Origin of the sequence: Streptomyces sp. NPDC051913 (assembly GCF_044593635.1) — a bacterium.
Taxonomy (GTDB): Bacteria; Actinomycetota; Actinomycetes; order Streptomycetales; family Streptomycetaceae; genus Streptomyces.
In genome coordinates this window covers 119,321-134,032 of record NZ_JBIUCI010000023.1, presented here as the reverse complement: position 1 = coordinate 134,032, position 14,712 = coordinate 119,321, and the positions used below count along the sequence as shown (strand labels likewise).

14 protein-coding genes are annotated in these 14,712 nt (G+C 71.8%); 8 read left to right on the top strand and 6 right to left on the bottom strand.

The window, feature by feature from the left end:
• Window positions 1-228 precede the first annotated feature (228 nt).
• The 3 genes from panB to ACIHIX_RS42465 all read left to right on the top strand — a co-directional run bounded on the left by panB (window position 229) and on the right by ACIHIX_RS42465 (window position 3,076).
• Window positions 229-1,095, top strand: a complete 867-nt coding sequence (gene panB, locus ACIHIX_RS42475; RefSeq protein WP_399965931.1) for a 3-methyl-2-oxobutanoate hydroxymethyltransferase — start codon at window positions 229-231, stop codon at window positions 1,093-1,095.
• A gap of 128 nt (window positions 1,096-1,223) precedes the next feature.
• On the top strand, window positions 1,224-2,249 hold the full coding sequence (locus ACIHIX_RS42470) for an ATP-binding cassette domain-containing protein (RefSeq protein WP_399965930.1): 1,026 nt from the start codon (window positions 1,224-1,226) through the stop codon (window positions 2,247-2,249).
• On the top strand, window positions 2,246-3,076 hold the full coding sequence (locus ACIHIX_RS42465; RefSeq protein WP_399965929.1) for an ABC transporter permease: 831 nt from the start codon (window positions 2,246-2,248) through the stop codon (window positions 3,074-3,076). Before ACIHIX_RS42470 ends, ACIHIX_RS42465 begins: the two co-directional genes overlap by 4 nt.
• 19 nt (window positions 3,077-3,095) lie before the next feature.
• Here the strand turns inward: ACIHIX_RS42465 and ACIHIX_RS42460 are convergent, their stop codons facing one another.
• Complete coding sequence (locus tag ACIHIX_RS42460; protein WP_399965928.1) at window positions 3,096-6,389, bottom strand: BTAD domain-containing putative transcriptional regulator; 3,294 nt, start codon at window positions 6,387-6,389, stop codon at window positions 3,096-3,098.
• A gap of 184 nt (window positions 6,390-6,573) precedes the next feature.
• Between ACIHIX_RS42460 and ACIHIX_RS42455 the strand changes: the two genes are divergently transcribed.
• Window positions 6,574-7,371 carry a site-2 protease family protein gene (locus ACIHIX_RS42455; RefSeq protein WP_399965927.1) on the top strand — a complete coding sequence of 266 codons (798 nt, stop codon included), beginning with the start codon at window positions 6,574-6,576 and terminating at the stop codon, window positions 7,369-7,371.
• On the opposite strand, the gene ACIHIX_RS42450 is transcribed toward ACIHIX_RS42455, so the two are convergent.
• Together ACIHIX_RS42450 and npdG are read right to left on the bottom strand one after the other, a co-directional pair.
• Complete coding sequence (locus ACIHIX_RS42450) at window positions 7,361-7,603, bottom strand: hypothetical protein (RefSeq protein ID WP_399965926.1); 243 nt, start codon at window positions 7,601-7,603, stop codon at window positions 7,361-7,363. The two genes, ACIHIX_RS42455 and ACIHIX_RS42450, sit on opposite strands and share 11 nt — an antisense overlap.
• A 4-nt stretch (window positions 7,604-7,607) precedes the next feature.
• Window positions 7,608-8,324, bottom strand: coding sequence for an NADPH-dependent F420 reductase (gene npdG, locus ACIHIX_RS42445; protein WP_399965925.1), 717 nt, complete (start codon window positions 8,322-8,324; stop codon window positions 7,608-7,610).
• Window positions 8,325-8,458: 134 nt separating this feature from the next.
• On the opposite strand from npdG, the gene ACIHIX_RS42440 reads away from it, so the two are divergent.
• Both ACIHIX_RS42440 and ACIHIX_RS42435 read left to right on the top strand, forming a co-directional pair.
• Window positions 8,459-9,070 (top strand): hypothetical protein, encoded by a 612-nt coding sequence (locus tag ACIHIX_RS42440; RefSeq protein ID WP_399965924.1) that lies wholly within the window; start codon window positions 8,459-8,461, stop codon window positions 9,068-9,070.
• Window positions 9,071-9,119: 49 nt separating this feature from the next.
• Complete coding sequence (locus ACIHIX_RS42435; protein ID WP_399965923.1) at window positions 9,120-10,424, top strand: MFS transporter; 1,305 nt, start codon at window positions 9,120-9,122, stop codon at window positions 10,422-10,424.
• On the opposite strand, the gene ACIHIX_RS42430 is transcribed toward ACIHIX_RS42435, so the two are convergent.
• Window positions 10,425-10,652 carry a hypothetical protein gene (locus ACIHIX_RS42430; RefSeq protein ID WP_399965922.1) on the bottom strand — a complete coding sequence of 76 codons (228 nt, stop codon included), beginning with the start codon at window positions 10,650-10,652 and terminating at the stop codon, window positions 10,425-10,427.
• 58 nt (window positions 10,653-10,710) lie between these two features.
• On the opposite strand from ACIHIX_RS42430, the gene map reads away from it, so the two are divergent.
• Both map and ACIHIX_RS42420 read left to right on the top strand, forming a co-directional pair.
• A complete protein-coding gene (gene map, locus ACIHIX_RS42425; protein WP_399965921.1) occupies window positions 10,711-11,568 on the top strand; it encodes a type I methionyl aminopeptidase in 858 nt (285 codons plus the stop codon).
• A 119-nt stretch (window positions 11,569-11,687) separates the two neighbouring features.
• Window positions 11,688-12,335 carry a heme oxygenase (biliverdin-producing) gene (locus ACIHIX_RS42420; protein WP_399965920.1) on the top strand — a complete coding sequence of 216 codons (648 nt, stop codon included), beginning with the start codon at window positions 11,688-11,690 and terminating at the stop codon, window positions 12,333-12,335.
• A 56-nt stretch (window positions 12,336-12,391) separates the two neighbouring features.
• Here ACIHIX_RS42420 and ACIHIX_RS42415 read toward each other — a convergent pair whose 3' ends face one another.
• Both ACIHIX_RS42415 and ACIHIX_RS42410 read right to left on the bottom strand, forming a co-directional pair.
• Window positions 12,392-13,048 (bottom strand): PhzF family phenazine biosynthesis protein, encoded by a 657-nt coding sequence (locus tag ACIHIX_RS42415; protein WP_399965919.1) that lies wholly within the window; start codon window positions 13,046-13,048, stop codon window positions 12,392-12,394.
• 116 nt (window positions 13,049-13,164) lie between these two features.
• Complete coding sequence (locus ACIHIX_RS42410) at window positions 13,165-14,637, bottom strand: HtaA domain-containing protein (protein WP_399965918.1); 1,473 nt, start codon at window positions 14,635-14,637, stop codon at window positions 13,165-13,167.
• Window positions 14,638-14,712: the final 75 nt, after the last annotated feature.

Here is a 14,712-nt window from a genome sequence, read left to right as displayed (position 1 = left end):
TCCACACCTACAACTACCATCGCTGCCACACCGCACTCGGAGGCCAGCCGCCGATCAACCGTGTGAACAACCCTGCGGGGCAATACACCTAGGGCATCGGACGTGAGTCGCTCGACGCGTGACCGATGTCCCGCCACCCGCTCTGGCCGCGCGTGGCACGAGGTGCCACCATGGAGGGGATCCGGGGACGCCGTCAGGGCGCCTCGAGATGACGAAGGAGCCGTTGCCATGACGCAGCTTTCGGCTGCCCAGACCAAGCCCTCCGACGGCAGCAAAGCGCTGTACGGGGGGAAGGGCACCCGCCGCCTCACCGTCCGGGACCTCGCCCTCGCCAAGGAACGCGGCGAGAAGTGGCCCATGCTCACCGCCTACGACTCGGGGACCGCGTCGGTCTTCGACGAGGCCGGTATCCCGGTCCTGCTCGTCGGGGACTCCGCGGGCAACGTCGCGCTCGGCTACGAGTCGACCGTCCCCGTCACCATGGACGAGATGACCATGCTGTCGGCGGCCGTGGTCCGGGGCACCTCCCGCGCCCTGATCGTCGCCGACCTTCCCTTCGGCTCGTACCAGGAGGGCCCCGTACAGGCCCTGCGCTCGGCGACCCGGCTGGTCAAGGACGCCGGGGTCGGGGCGGTCAAGCTGGAGGGCGGCGAGCGGTCGTACGACCAGATCCGGCTCCTCGTCGAGTCCGGCATCCCGGTGATGGCCCACATCGGCCTCACCCCGCAGTCCGTCAACGCCATGGGCTACCGCGTCCAGGGCCGCGGCGAGGAGGCGGCGGCGCAGCTGCTGCGCGACGCGAAGGCCGTGCAGGACGCCGGTGCCTTCGCGGTCGTCCTGGAGCTGGTCCCGGCCGAGCTCGCGGCCGAGGTCACCCGCACGCTGCACATCCCGACGGTCGGCATCGGCGCGGGTCCGCAGACGGACGCGCAGGTGCTGGTGTGGACCGACATGCTCGGTCTGACCGGCGGCCGGGTCCCGAAGTTCGTCAAGCAGTACGCCGACCTGCGCACGGTCATGGGCGACGCGGTGAAGGCGTTCGCCGAGGACGTGGTCGGCGGGACGTTCCCGCTGGAGGAGCACAGCGTCCACTGAGAGCCACAGCGGTACAGAAGCAGCCCGCCGACTTCCCCCATCGGCGGGCTGCTGGCCTGTCGGCGGTCTGTCGGCGCTGTCGGTGACCTGTAGGCCGTTTGTCGGTGGGCCCTGGCACCGTTCTCGGCATGACGCGAATCGACAACAACCGCAGCGGCGCCGACACCGCCGTTTCCGTGCGGGGACTGGTCAAGCACTACGGCGAGACCAAGGCGCTGGACGGCGTCGACCTGGATGTGCGCGAGGGCACCGTGATGGGTGTGCTCGGGCCGAACGGCGCCGGCAAGACCACCCTCGTACGGATCCTGTCCACCCTCCTCTCCCCCGACGCCGGCCGTGCCACGGTCGCCGGGTACGACGTCGTACGGCAGCCGCGGCAGCTGCGCCGGGTGATAGGGCTCACCGGGCAGTACGCCTCCGTCGACGAGAAGCTCCCCGGCTGGGAGAACCTCTACATGATCGGCCGGCTGCTGGACCTGCCCCGCAAGGAGGCCCGCACCCGGGCCGACGAGCTGCTGGAGCGGTTCTCGCTGACCGAGGCCGCCAAGCGCCCGGCGAGCACGTACTCCGGGGGTATGCGCCGCCGCCTCGACCTGGCCGCCTCCATGATCGGGCACCCCGCGGTGCTCTTCCTGGACGAGCCGACCACCGGCCTGGACCCGCGCACCCGCAACGAGGTGTGGGACGAGGTCAAGCGGATGGTCGGCGACGGCGTCACCGTGCTGCTCACCACCCAGTACATGGAGGAGGCCGAGCAGCTGGCCTCCGAGCTGACCGTGGTCGACCGCGGCAAGGTCATCGCGGGCGGCGGCATCGAGGAGCTCAAGGCGAAGGTCGGCGGCCGGACGCTGCGGGTACGGCCCGCCGATCCGCTGCACCTGCGCCCGCTCGCCGGTCATCTCGACGGCCTCGGCATCACGGGCCTCGCCACCACCACCGTCGACCCCGAGTCCGGCTCCCTGCTGGTGCCGATCCTCAGCGACGAGCAGCTGACCGCGGTGGTCGGCGCGGTCACCGCGCGTGGCATCACCGTCTCCGCCATCACCACCGAACTGCCCAGCCTGGACGAGGTGTTCCTGTCCCTCACCGGCCACCGTGCCAGTGCCCCGCAGGACACCGTGCCCACCGAGACCCGCGAGGAGGTCGCCGTATGAGCGCCGCCACTCTCACCCCCGCCGACACCGCCAAGCCCGCCGACGACGTCAGGATCCCGCTGCGCGGGCATCTGCGGCACACCGGCGCCCTCGTCCGCCGCAACCTGCTGTGGATCCGTCAGGACCCCGAGTCGATGGCCGACGCGCTGCTGATGCCGGTCATCTTCACCCTGCTGTTCGTGTTCGTCTTCGGCGGCTCCATCGGGCAGGCGCTGGGCGGCGGCCAGGACCAGTACGTGCAGTACGTCATCCCCGGCATGATCGCGATGATGAGCATGACCCTGTCCCAGGGGGTCGGCACCGGGTTCAGCCAGGACTTCAACTCCGGTGTCATGGACCGGTTCCGGTCGCTGCCGATCGGGCGCGGCTCGGTGCTCTTCGCGAAGATCTCCGTCGAGCTGATGCGGATGCTGTTCGCGACGACCGTGCTGATGCTCGTCTCCGTCGCCGTCGGCTTCGACATCACCAACTGGCCCGGCCTGTTCGCGACCGTCGCGCTGGCCACCGCGTTCGCCTCGTCGATCATGTGGGTGTTCCTCACCCTGGGCGTGGTCATGAAGAGCGCGCAGTCGGTACAGGCGATGGGCTTCCTGGTGCTGTTCCCGCTCCAGTTCGGCTCGTCGATCTTCGCGCCGACGACCTCGATGCCGGGCTGGTTGCAGACCTTCACGGACTACAACCCGCTGTCCACGCTGGCGGACGCCGCCCGAGGACTCATGATCGGCGGTCCCGTCGCGCACGACCTGTGGGTGACGCTCGCCTGGTCGGTGGCGATCACCGCGGTGATGGCGCCGGTGGCGATCCACAAGTTCCGGACGAAGAGCTGACGCCGGGCGGCGGCACGGTTCAGACGAGGGCGGCGGCCTCCCCGGGGGAGAGACCGGCGCCCTCGTCGTACGCCGTGGCGTAGGCCGCGTCGCCGAGCCGGGCGCGCAGCTCGCGCTCGGCCCGGTAGCGGGCCTCCCGTTCGTAGCTCTGCGGAACATGGGAGGGCGGCAGCATCGCGTCGCCGGCCGCGAGACAGCGCGCCCCGTCCGTGGCGCGCCCGCCACCGTCCGCACCGGCCAGGCCGAGGGCGGCGATGTGCAGGTACTGGGCGCGCATGTGCGGGGCGATGGCCTGGGACAGCGGGTCCTCGGCCTTGCCGAGGGCCTGGCGGACCTTGTCGAGACAGGCTGTGAAGCGGCCGTCGGCCGCTTCCACCAAGGCCTCCGCGCCGAGGATGAAGGCGTCGAAGATGATGAAGTGGGCGATGCCGAACTCCTCGCGCAGCAGCCGGAGTTGCTCGCGTGCCTCGGTGATGCGGTCGGTCTGGGCGAGCCGGGCGGAGAGGAAAAGCCGGGCGGCGGGCATCGCGTCGTTGTGGCCACCGCCGTGGGCGGCGATCACCTCGCGCAGCAGCCGCTCCCCGTGCTCGGGGTCCGACTCCATCAGCACGCTGCCGAGCCGGGCCTTGAGGACGGCCTGCTGGGCGCGGGCGCCGAGCCGGGCGGCGATGTCGATCCCCGCCTCGTAGTCGGCCGCCGCCAGGTCCCAACGGCCCTTGCGCTCATGGGCCTCGGCCCGCGCGGAGAGTGCCTCCGCGGTGCCCCAGAGGTCACCGAGGCGCTCGTAGATGGCCAGTGACTCGTCGGCGTCCCGGATGGCGTCGCCCGCCCAGTCGACGCGGTTGGCGAACATGTTGGCGCGCCACTGCAGGCTCGCGGCGAGCTCCCAGTCGTATCCGGGGGTCTCGCGCGAGGTGCGCACGGTTTCGTCGATGACCAGCCGCAGCCGCTCCATGTCGCCGGTGAGCATGACCGCGAAGATCCACAGGTAGCCGGGGGCCCGGCAGGTCTGCGGCTGGCCGGGTTCGTAGGTGTGGGCGACGGCCTGGAGCTTGGCCTGCGCCTCGGGGGTCTGCCAGGCGTCCAACTCGGTGTCCATGCAGGCGAGATGGGTCAGATGCAGACCGCGCCGGGCCTCTTCGAGGACCTCGCCGGTCCAGGGCGGCGGATCGTCCGTGCAGCGCCGCCACACCGGCCGGGCGGGGCGGACGGGGTCGGTGAACGGTGCGGGGCCGAGGGCCATGACCTCCTTGGACCAGCTGCGGGCCTCGATCTTCAGATCGCGCATCTGCCAGTACCAGGCCAGCGACAGGACAAGACAGAGGCCCTCCTGCTCGTCCCGCTCGGCGACGGCGAGCCGCAGGGCGGTGCGCAGGTTCTCGTACTCGCGCTCCAGCAGCCCGATGGCGGCGAGTTGGCCCGGTCCGCGCAGCAACGGGTCTGTGGTGCGGGCGAGTTCGCGGTAGTACGTCAGATGCGCGCGCCCGGTCTCGGCCCGCCGCCCGCTCTCGTCGAGCCGCTCGCCCGCGTACTCGGCGACGGTCTCCAGGAGCCGGTAGCGCATCCCTCCGCAGTCCGAAGGCGCCGCCACCACGAGGGACTTGTCGACGAGAGAACCGAGCGCGTCCAGCGCGACGGGACCGCACAAGGCCTCGGCGGCGGCGAGATCGCACCCGCCCGCGAACACGGACAGCGTCCGCAGCACCTCCCGCTCCCCCTCGTCCAGCAGGTCCCAGGACCAGTCGACGACGGCCCTCAGGGTCTGCTGGCGGGGCAGGACGGTACGGCTGCCGGAGGTCAGCAGCCGGAAGCGGTCGTCGAGCCGGTCGGCGATCTGACGTGGCGTCAACATCCGCAGGCGGGCGGCCGCCAGTTCGATGGCGAGCGGGAGCCCGTCGAGGCGTCGGCAGATCTCGGCGCAGGCCGCGGCGGTCTCCTCGTCGGCCTCGACCCGGAACCCGGGCCGGGCCGCCGCCCCGCGGTCGGCGAGCAGCCGCAGCGCGACGGGCTCGGGCAGCGGGTCGACCGGCCGCAGCAACTCCCCCGGTACGCCGAGGGATTCACGGCTGGTGGCCAGGACCGTCAGCTGCGGGCACCGTTCCAGGAGGGCCGCGACCAGGCGGGCGGCGGCCTCGACGACATGCTCGCAGTTGTCGAGGATCAGCAGCATCCGGCGTCTGCCGCAGTGCTCGACGAGCCGCTCGACCGGGTCGTCGTGCCGCTCGTTGCCGGCCCGCATCGCCTCCGCGCCGGCCCCGTACAGCACGGTCTCGCGGGCGCCGACGGCGGTGAGCACGGCCTCCGGCACATCGACCGGATCGTCGACCGGCGCGAGTTCGGCCAGCCACACCCCGTCCCGCGCCGCGTCCCCCACGGTCTCGGCCGCCTCCTGCGACAACCGCGTCTTGCCCGCCCCGCCGGGCCCGAGCAGGGTGACGAGCCGGGCCACCGCGAGATCCCCCCGGATGGCCTCGATATCGGTTTCCCGCCCGACGAAGGAGGTGAGCCGGGCGCGGAGGTTGCCGGGGGTGGGGGGGCCGGCGTCGGCGGCCGGAACCGGGACGGGCATCGCGGGTGCCGACGGCAGCTGGTCCAGCAACTCCCCGTGCAGCGCCCGCAGTTCCGGCCCCGGGTCGGCGCCGAGGCGGTCCGCCAGCCGTTGGCGTACGTCCTCGTAGGCGGCCAGTGCCTCCGCCGTGCGGCCCGCGTCGCGCAGGGCGCGCAGCCGGAGGGCCTGGAGGGGTTCGTCCAGGGGGTGGATGTCGCAGAGGGCGGTCAGCTCGGGCAGGGACTGCTCGGCGTGGCCGAGGGCGAGGGCGGCGGTGTGGCGGGAGCGCAGCGCGTCCAGGCGCCGGGCCTCCCAGCGCGCCGACTCGGCGGTGCGGTCGGGCAGATCGGCGAGGGCGGGGCCGCGCCACAGGGCGAGCGCGTCGTCGAGGACACCGGCCGCCTTCGCCGGGTCGTCGTCGGCCAGCGCCCGTGCTCCCTCGCCCGTGAGCCGGTCGAACCGGTGCAGGTCGATGTCGTCGGGGGCCGCGACGAGCCGGTAACCGCCGTCCACGGAGGCGACGGCGTCCGCGCCGAGGGCCCTGCGCAGCCGTCCGACCAGCGCCTGGAGCGCGGCGGGCGCGTCGGCGGGCTGGTCGCCGTCCCACACCTCGGCGACCAGCAGTCCCACAGTGACGGTGCGGCCGGGGCGCAGGGCGAGCACGGTCAGCAGGGCACGCAGCCGCGCCCCGCCGACCGGGAGCGGGGTGCCGTCGGAACGGAGGGCCTGGGTGGTGCCGAGGATGCGATAGCGCACGGGGTCCATTGTCTCCGGTCGTTCAGGGCGCGGTCACGGGGATACGGGTGTCGGCGACGGCCTCGTCACACTCATGCCACCACCCCGTGTCCCCCACCTTCTCCGGAACCGATGACCTACCGCGAGACGTTTTCGGCGTAGGCCCGGTACGGTCGGGCAGTCCCAGAGCGTGTACGAGAGTCGGGGGAACCCCATGACAGCCACTGCCGCCCGCCGCAGCGACCGGCGGATCAGCCCGGTCTTCGTCGGGATCCTCGCCGTGACGGCGGTGACCGGGTGGGCCACCTGGACCGGGTTCGCGGAGCAGCCCGGGGTGGCGGTGTTCCTGTTCGTGACGGCCGCGTGGATCGTCTCCCTGTGTCTGCACGAGTACGCGCACGCGCGTACCGCCCTGCACAGCGGTGACATCTCGGTCGGCTCGAAGGGCTATCTGACCCTGAACCCGCTCAAGTACACCCACGCCCTGCTGAGCATCGTCCTGCCCGTCCTCTTCGTGATCATGGGCGGGATCGGTCTGCCCGGCGGGGCGGTGTTCATCGAGCGCGGGCGGATCCGGGGGCGCTGGAAGCACAGTCTGATCTCGGCGGCCGGACCGCTGACCAACGTGGTGTTCGCGGTCGTGTGCACCGCCCCGTTCTGGCTGGACGCCCTGGACGGCGTGCCGACCGACTTCCGGTTCGCGCTGGCCTTCCTCGCCCTGCTCCAGGTGACGGCGGCGATCCTGAACTTCCTGCCGGTCCCGGGCCTGGACGGCTACGGGGTCATCGAGCCCTGGCTGTCGTACAAGATCAAGCGTCAGGTGGAGCCCTTCGCCCCGTTCGGTCTGCTGTTCGTGTTCGCGCTGCTGTGGGTGCCGTCGGTCAACCACGCGTTCTTCGACCTGATCGACTCGATCCTGGCCTCGCTCGGCATCAGCGATCTCGAGACGTACTGCGGTCAGGACCTTTTCCGGTTCTGGCAGACCAGCGACTTCTGCTCGGTCAGTTCGTGACCGAGGTGTCGCGCTCGGCCTTGCCGCGCTTGACGTAGTACCAGCACATGTTGCTGGACAGCCCCGCGATCAGCACCCACACGATCCCCAGCCAGCTGCCCTGCGCGAAGGACACGACCGCCGCGGCGACGGCGAGCAGGCAGACGATCAGGGCGTAGAGGGCGAGGCGGGGCATGGGGGCGATTCTCCTGTCGGGGGACACCGGTGCACGACGACGTCCAGTGTCCCCCATCCCCTCACACGTCCGTGACGCGCAGCCCCGCGTGCGCCTTGTAGCGGCGGTTCACGGAGATCAGGTTGGCGACCAGCGACTCGACCTGGTGGGCGTTGCGCAGCCGGCCGGCGAAGACGCCGCGCATGCCGGGGATGCGCCCGGCGAGGGCCTGGACGATCTCGACGTCGGCGCGCTCCTCGCCGAGGACCATCACATCGGTGTCGATCTCGTCGATCTCCGGGTCCTGGAGCAGGACGGCCGACAGATGGTGGAAGGCGGCGGCGACCCGGGAGTCGGGGAGCAGGGCCGCGGCCTGCTCGGCGGCGCTGCCCTCCTCCGGCTTCAGGGCGTAGGCACCCTTCTTGTCGAAGCCGAGCGGGTTGACGCAGTCGACGACCAGCTTCCCGGCGAGTTCCTCGCGCAGCGACTCCAGGGTCTTGCCGTGGCCGTCCCACGGCACGGCGACGATCACGATGTCGCTGCGGCGCGCGGTCTCGGCGTTGTCGGCGCCCTCGACCCCGTGCCCGAGCTCGTCGGCGGCGGCCCGGGCACGGTCGGCGGCCCGCGAGCCGATGATCACCTTCTGGCCGGCCTTGGCGAGCCGGTAGGCGAGGCCCTTGCCCTGGGGGCCGGTCCCGCCGAGCACGCCGACGACAAGGCCGGAGACGTCGGGGAGGTCCCAGGGGTCCTTGGCGGGCGCCTTCGCGGGGGTCTGTGCAGCACTGTCGGTAGAGGTCATGGGCTGACTTTACGTGCGGCTCGCGCGCCTCGGCCGGTCAGGTGAGGGCGGGGGCGCGCTCCCCCGGACCGGTTCGGGCGAATTCGACGGGAACTCGGGGCCGCGCCTGGCCGGTTGCGGCAGGATGCGGTCGCATGGACGCCGTACGTGTCGCGTTGCTGCGTGAAGTGCTCGCCGGGACCGAGTGGTTGGGGGCGACCCGGAGGTTCGCGGGGGTGCTGCGCGGGTCGGTGGTGTCGCACGGGGGCGGGCTGCTGCTGGTGGGCACCCCGGAGTACGAGCCCTGGCATCTCGCCGCGCATCTGGTGGACGAGGCGGCCTGGTCCGGGACGCCCGAGCTGGCCCCCACGCTCGTACGGCATGACGCGCAGCCCTCCGATCCGGCCCATCTGGCCGTCGGGCTGGGCCGGTTGGCGGCGACGGGGCGCGGCGAGACGCTGCTGGTGGTGTCGCCGAACGGGCCGGAGGGGCCGGACGCGCCGCTCCTTGAGCGGGTGCACGACGCCCGCCGGGCCGGGGCGACCGTCCTCGCGCTCGGCCCCGACGAGGGGGACCTGGCGGCGCTGGCGCACGAGTCGCTGGCCGTGCCGCAGGGCACGGACCTCGATCTGGACACCGTGCAGCATCTGGTGAGCGCGGCGGCCGGTGAGAACGCGGTGCCCGCGCCGCGTGGCCCGCGTCGCTTCCGGGACCGGCTCTCCCGGCTGACGGAGCAGCTCACGGCGCCGCCGCCGGCGCGCTGGTAGCGGGAAATTCGGTTGCCCGGTCGGCCGCCCCGCCCGAGCATGACCGCTCGTGACCGACACCGACGCCGACACGGCCCCTTCCCGTCTCCGCTCCGTTCTGCCCGACCTCGCTCCCTGGCGGGCCTCGGCCGATTTCCGGCGGCTGTGGGTGTCGGGGCTGATCTCGAACTTCGGCAGCTTCCTGACGTTCGTCGCGCTGCCGGTGCAGATCAAGGACCTGACCGGATCGGCGGCGGCCGTGGGGGCCATCGGCGCGGTGGAACTCGTCCCGCTGATCGTTTTCGGGCTGTACGGCGGTGCGCTCGCCGACGCGCTCGACAAGCGGGGCCTGATCGTCTGGACGGAGGCCGGGCAGGGTCTGCTGAGCGCGGTGCTGCTGCTCAACGCGCTGATGCCGCACCCGGCCGTGTGGCCGCTGTATGTCGTCGCCGCCCTCTCCTCGGCGCTGGTGTCGGTCCAGCGTCCCGCGCTGGACTCCCTGTGGCCGCGGATCGTGGCCCATGACCATCTCCCGGCCGCGGCCTCCCTCAACACCTTCCGCTGGACGGTCGGCGGGGTCGCCGGCCCGGCGCTGGCGGGCGTGGTGGTGGCGTACGCGGGGCTCGGCTGGGCCTACGCCGCCGATCTGGTCACCTTCGTCGTGTCCGTGGCGCTGATCATCCCGATCGCCTCCTCGCCCGCCGCGCACGAGGCGGCGAAACCGTCGCTGAAGGCGATCGCCGAGGGAGCGCGGTACGCCTGGAGCCGCAAGGAACTCCTCGGCACCTACGCCGTCGACCTCGCGGCGATGTTCCTGGCGATGCCGCTGGCGCTGCTCCCGTTCCTCGCGGACGAGTTGGACGCGGAGTGGTCGCTGGGGCTGATGTACGCGACGGTGCCGCTGGGGGCGATGCTGGTGAGCGCGACCAGCGGCTGGACGGCCCGCATCCATCGGCACGGCCGGATGGTGGTCCTGTCGGCCGCGCTGTGGGGCGTGGCCGTCGCGGCGGCCGGGGTCGTCGGCGACGTATGGCTGGTGCTGCTGTTCCTGACCGTGGCCGGCGGCTGCGACATGGTCAGCGGGATCTTCCGCGGGGTGATGTGGAACCAGACGATCCCGGACGAGCTGAGGGGCCGGCTCGCCGGGATCGAGCTGCTGTCCTACTCGGTCGGCCCGACCCTCGGCCAGGTCAGGTCGGGCGGTTTCGCCGCCTGGTGGGGCGTGCGGACGTCGGTGTGGTCGGGGGGACTGCTGTGCGCGGGCGCGGTGGGCCTGCTGGCCCTGTGCCTGCCGAAGCTGATGACGTACGACGCCCGGACCGACGAGCACGCGGCACGGGTCCGGGCACAGCGTGAGCAGGCTGCACGGGCCTGATCAGTCCTCGTCGGCGCCCTTCGTGGCATCGTGCCACTTCGGGTCGTTCTCCCACTCGAGGTTGCGCTCGCGGGCGGTCTCCATCGCGTGTTCGGCCTCCTTCCTGGAGGCATACGGACCGAAGCGGTCCTTGGCGGGGCATTCCGGCCCCTCCTCGACCTTCTTGTGCTCCAGGCAGTAGTACCACTCGCCCGGCTTGCCGACCGTGCGCTTCTTGAACAAGGCCATGACCTGCTCCTCTCGCCACGAACATGTTCCCCCACGCCCGCTCGTTAGACTCACTGACATGTCTGGCCAGTCGCTGCTCGTCCCAGGGGAGCTGTCCCCCACCCGTTCCGTCCCCGGAAACATCCGTCGTCCCGAGTACGTCGGCAAGCCCGCGCCGACGCCGTACACCGGTCCGGAGGTGCAGACGCCCGAGACGATCGAGGCGATGCGCCGTGCCGGTCGGATCGCGGCCCGGGCGATGGCCGAGGCGGCCAAGAAGATCGCGCCCGGTGTCACCACCGACGAACTGGACAAGGTGGCGCACGAGTACATGTGCGACCACGGCGCCTATCCCTCCACGCTCGGCTACCGCGGCTTCCCCAAGTCGCTGTGCACCAGCGTCAACGAGGTGATCTGCCACGGGATCCCGGACTCGACGGTCCTCAACGACGGGGACATCGTCAACCTCGACGTGACCGCGTACATCGGCGGGGTGCACGGCGACAACAACGCCACGTATCTGGTCGGGGAGGTCGACGACGAGAGCCGTCTACTGGTGGAGCGCACACGGGAATCCCTCGACCGCGCGATCAAGGCGGTCAGGCCGGGCCGCCAGATCAACATCATCGGCCGGGTCATCGAGTCGTACGCCAAGCGCTTCGGCTACGGGGTCGTCCGTGACTTCACCGGTCACGGCATCAACTCGTCCTTCCACAGCGGCCTGATCATCCCGCACTACGACAGCCCGCACGCGACGACGGTCATCCAGCCCGGGATGACGTTCACGATCGAGCCGATGCTGACGCTGGGCACGCATGACTACGACATGTGGGACGACGGCTGGACGGTCGTCACGAAGGACCGCAGGCGGACGGCGCAGTTCGAGCACACGCTGGTGGTGACGGAGAGCGGTACGGAGATCCTGACGCTGCCGTAGGGCGCGCTCGCCCGACCCGTCCCCCCTGCTGGGGGCGGGTCTTTTCTTGTACGCTTTTACCGACAGGCTGTCGGCAAACCTATTGACTTAGGTAAGCCTAACCTTAGAGGATATGGCGCATGGACTCCTTCTCGACAGTCATCCGCACCGCGTCCCACGAACAGCACGTCGAGGCGGAGACCTCGTCGTTCATGAGCGATCTGCTGGGCGGCAGGCTGGGGGTCGACGCGTACGCCCGCTACACCGAGCAGCTGTGGTTCGTGTACGAGGCACTGGAGGCCGGGGCGGACCGGCTGGCGTCGGACCCGGTGGCCGGCCCCTTCATCCAGCCCGAGCTGTACCGGCTCGCCGCCCTGGAGCGGGACCTGGAGCATCTGCGGGGCCCCGGATGGCGTAGGGGAGTCTCCGCGCTGCCCGCCACACAGGCGTACGCGGACCGGGTGCGCGAGTGCGCCGAACGCTGGCCCGCCGGCTACATCGCCCACCACTACACGCGCTACCTCGGCGACCTGTCCGGCGGCCAGATCATCCGCGACAAGGCGGAGAAGACCTGGGGCTTCGCGCGCAAGGGCGACGGCGTGCGCTTCTACGTCTTCGAGGGGGTCGCCAACCCGGCCGCGTTCAAGCGGGGTTACCGGGCACTGCTGGACGCGATCCGGGCGGACGACCTGGAGAAGCAGCGGATCGTCGCGGAGTGCAAGAGGGCGTTCGCCCTCAACACGGCGGTGTTCAGGGCGCTGGGCGAGGAATTCCCGCTGAGCGCGTGACACGACCCAGGTCGTGTCCGCAAAGTCCCGTCGTCCGCCCGGAGGGCGGACACGACCTAGCGCTCGGGCTCCCGCTCCAGCACCACCCGGCCGCCGATCTCCACCCAGCCGTAGGGCTGTGGAGCGGTGAGGATCTGTGAGCCCGCGCCCTGGGTGATGTTCAGGGCGCGGCCGAGCAGATCCGTGAGCAGGATCGCCGCGGCGCCGGTCGCCTCGTCCTCCTCGATGCCGTCGTCCCGGCCGGGGAAGCCGCGGGCCCTGACCCGCCCGGCGGGCTCGTCCTCCCAGGCCCAGGCGTAGATCCACTCCCCCTTGGGCGGTACGGGGAGATCGTCGACCTCGGCGGCCGAGGCGTACTGGCGCAGGGTCCTCGGCGGCGCCCACTCCGCCCGCGCCTCGATCCAGCTGAACTCCCCGTCCAGCCGGGCGCCCACGAGCCCGGCGGGCGTGACGAGCTCGGGCACGTCCAGCAGCCAGGCCGTGCCGACACAGGGGTGTCCGGCGAAGGGCAGCCGCAGGGTGGGCGTGTAGATGTCGATGACACCGCGCTCGGGATCGTCGACGAACACGGTCTCACTGAAGCCGAGCTTGCCCGCGAACGCCTGCCGTTCGTCCCTGCCGGGCATCACGGAGCCCTCACGGACGACGCCGAGTTCGTTGCCGTATCCGCCGTTGGGCGCGCAGAAGACGCGGAGGACGTCGTAGTCAGTCACGGGGGCATTGAAACATTGCGCGGGCTGCGAGGTCGTCCCCGGTGGGGCTCCGCCGGGGAGGGGCCCGGGAACGGGCGAGCCTGGTTCCCGGTGGCCCCTGCGCACGGGGGCCGGTTCTACGCCTGCGTGCGCCGCCTGCGCACCGCGAACACGACGCCCGCGCCCGCCGCCGCCGTCACCGCGGCCGCCGCGCCCAGGGCGCCCACCGGGGTGCCGGCACCGGTGGTGGCCAGGGCGCCGCCGGTGACGCCGCCCGTCGTGGAACCAGTCGTGCCGGACGCCGTGCCGCCCGTCGTGCCGGACGTCGAGTACGAGGGGCTCGCGGACGCCGAGTCGTCGTCCGTCGGCAGGGTCGCGTCGTCCGTCGCGGCGAGCGCGAGGTCCACCGGGTCGAGTTCCGTACCGGCCGTGTAGAAGCCGCCGAACGCCTTCGCGCCGGCCTCGGTGAGGGTGGCCTCGACGTCGTTGACGGTGATGACGTCGTCCGTGGCCGTCAGGTCCGCCTTCGTGGTCTTCAGGTCGGCGAGGACCACGTCCTCGGTCTTCTCGCCGAGGCTCGTGACGTCCGCCGTCAGCTCGCCCTTGCCCGCGGCGAGCGTCGCGTGGACGTCGCTCAGGGTCAGGTCGAGGCCGTACTCGCCGTTCTCCTCATGGCCCTTGAAGTTCACCGCGCCCGCGAAGGCGGCGGAGAGGGTGTCCGCGTCGGTGTCGTACTCCCCGGTCGCGTCGACGAAGGAGAAGATCCCGTTCCCGGCGGCCTGGGTCGCCCCGTCCGAGGTCGTGATCCCGCCCTTGGCCACGCCGTCCACGACGTACGTGCGGAAGGACTGCTTCACACCCCAGCCGAGCGTGCCGTCGACTATGTCGCCCGCGGTCGCCACCGGTTCCTCGGTGGTCGCGGAAGGGGTCGGCGTGGGCGTCACGCTCTCGGTCGCCGTGGGGGTCGAAGTCGGGGTCGGCGTCGGGGTAGGCGTCGGCGTCGGCGTCGGGGTCGGGGTAGGCGTCGGTGTCGGGGGCTGTGTCTTCTGTACGACCGTCAGCGGGTCGCCCGTCGCGCCCTCGTAGCTCGCGCTGCCGAAGACGTCCGCGGCCTCCTTCGTCAGCTTGGTCTCCATGTCCGTCATGGCACGGGTGACCGTGACGTCGGCGAGCGGCACGTCCTGCGTGGTCGTACCGGACCTGGTCACGTCCGCGGTGATCTCCGCCGTCGCGCTGTCGAAGCGCACGTCGGACAGGTCGATCTCGAAGCCGTGCAGCTTCGACTCGATCTTCAGGGCGCCCTGGAAACCGAGCGCGAGGGTGTGCGCGGTGGAGTCGTAGGTGCCGGTGCCTTCGGTGAAGGTGAAGACGCCGTTGTCGGCGGCCTGTGCGGCGCCGTCGGTCGCGGTGAAGGTGCCGGCCGCGAAGCCGGTGACGTAGGTGCGGTACGACTGCTTGATCCCCCAGGTCAACTCATAGCCGCTGAGCGGCACTTCGGCCGCCGCCGCGCTGGTCGCGCCGGCCATCGCGAGCGCGGTGGCACCGACGGTCGCCGCGGTGGCGACGGCTGCGGCGAGGGCGAGGGGACGGCGACGAGGTCTGACGGGCATGTGCGGTTCTCCTTGGGCGGGGGTCCGGCCGTGGGCAACGGGCGGACGGGGGAAAGGGGGAAGGGGGAAGGGGGA

Excerpts from the sequence above, each read along its gene's own strand:
- panB (WP_399965931.1), top strand. The coding sequence starts at position 229 with ATGACGCAGCTTTCGGCTGCCCAGACCAAGCCCTCCGACGGCAGCAAA.
- ACIHIX_RS42470 (WP_399965930.1), top strand. The coding sequence starts at position 1,224 with ATGACGCGAATCGACAACAACCGCAGCGGCGCCGACACCGCCGTTTCC.
- ACIHIX_RS42465 (WP_399965929.1), top strand. The coding sequence starts at position 2,246 with ATGAGCGCCGCCACTCTCACCCCCGCCGACACCGCCAAGCCCGCCGAC.
- ACIHIX_RS42460 (WP_399965928.1), bottom strand. The coding sequence starts at position 6,389 with ATGGACCCCGTGCGCTATCGCATCCTCGGCACCACCCAGGCCCTCCGT.
- ACIHIX_RS42455 (WP_399965927.1), top strand. The coding sequence starts at position 6,574 with ATGACAGCCACTGCCGCCCGCCGCAGCGACCGGCGGATCAGCCCGGTC.
- ACIHIX_RS42450 (WP_399965926.1), bottom strand. The coding sequence starts at position 7,603 with ATGGGGGACACTGGACGTCGTCGTGCACCGGTGTCCCCCGACAGGAGA.
- npdG (WP_399965925.1), bottom strand. The coding sequence starts at position 8,324 with ATGACCTCTACCGACAGTGCTGCACAGACCCCCGCGAAGGCGCCCGCC.
- ACIHIX_RS42440 (WP_399965924.1), top strand. The coding sequence starts at position 8,459 with ATGGACGCCGTACGTGTCGCGTTGCTGCGTGAAGTGCTCGCCGGGACC.
- ACIHIX_RS42430 (WP_399965922.1), bottom strand. The coding sequence starts at position 10,652 with ATGGCCTTGTTCAAGAAGCGCACGGTCGGCAAGCCGGGCGAGTGGTAC.
- map (WP_399965921.1), top strand. The coding sequence starts at position 10,711 with ATGTCTGGCCAGTCGCTGCTCGTCCCAGGGGAGCTGTCCCCCACCCGT.
- ACIHIX_RS42420 (WP_399965920.1), top strand. The coding sequence starts at position 11,688 with ATGGACTCCTTCTCGACAGTCATCCGCACCGCGTCCCACGAACAGCAC.
- ACIHIX_RS42410 (WP_399965918.1), bottom strand. The coding sequence starts at position 14,637 with ATGCCCGTCAGACCTCGTCGCCGTCCCCTCGCCCTCGCCGCAGCCGTC.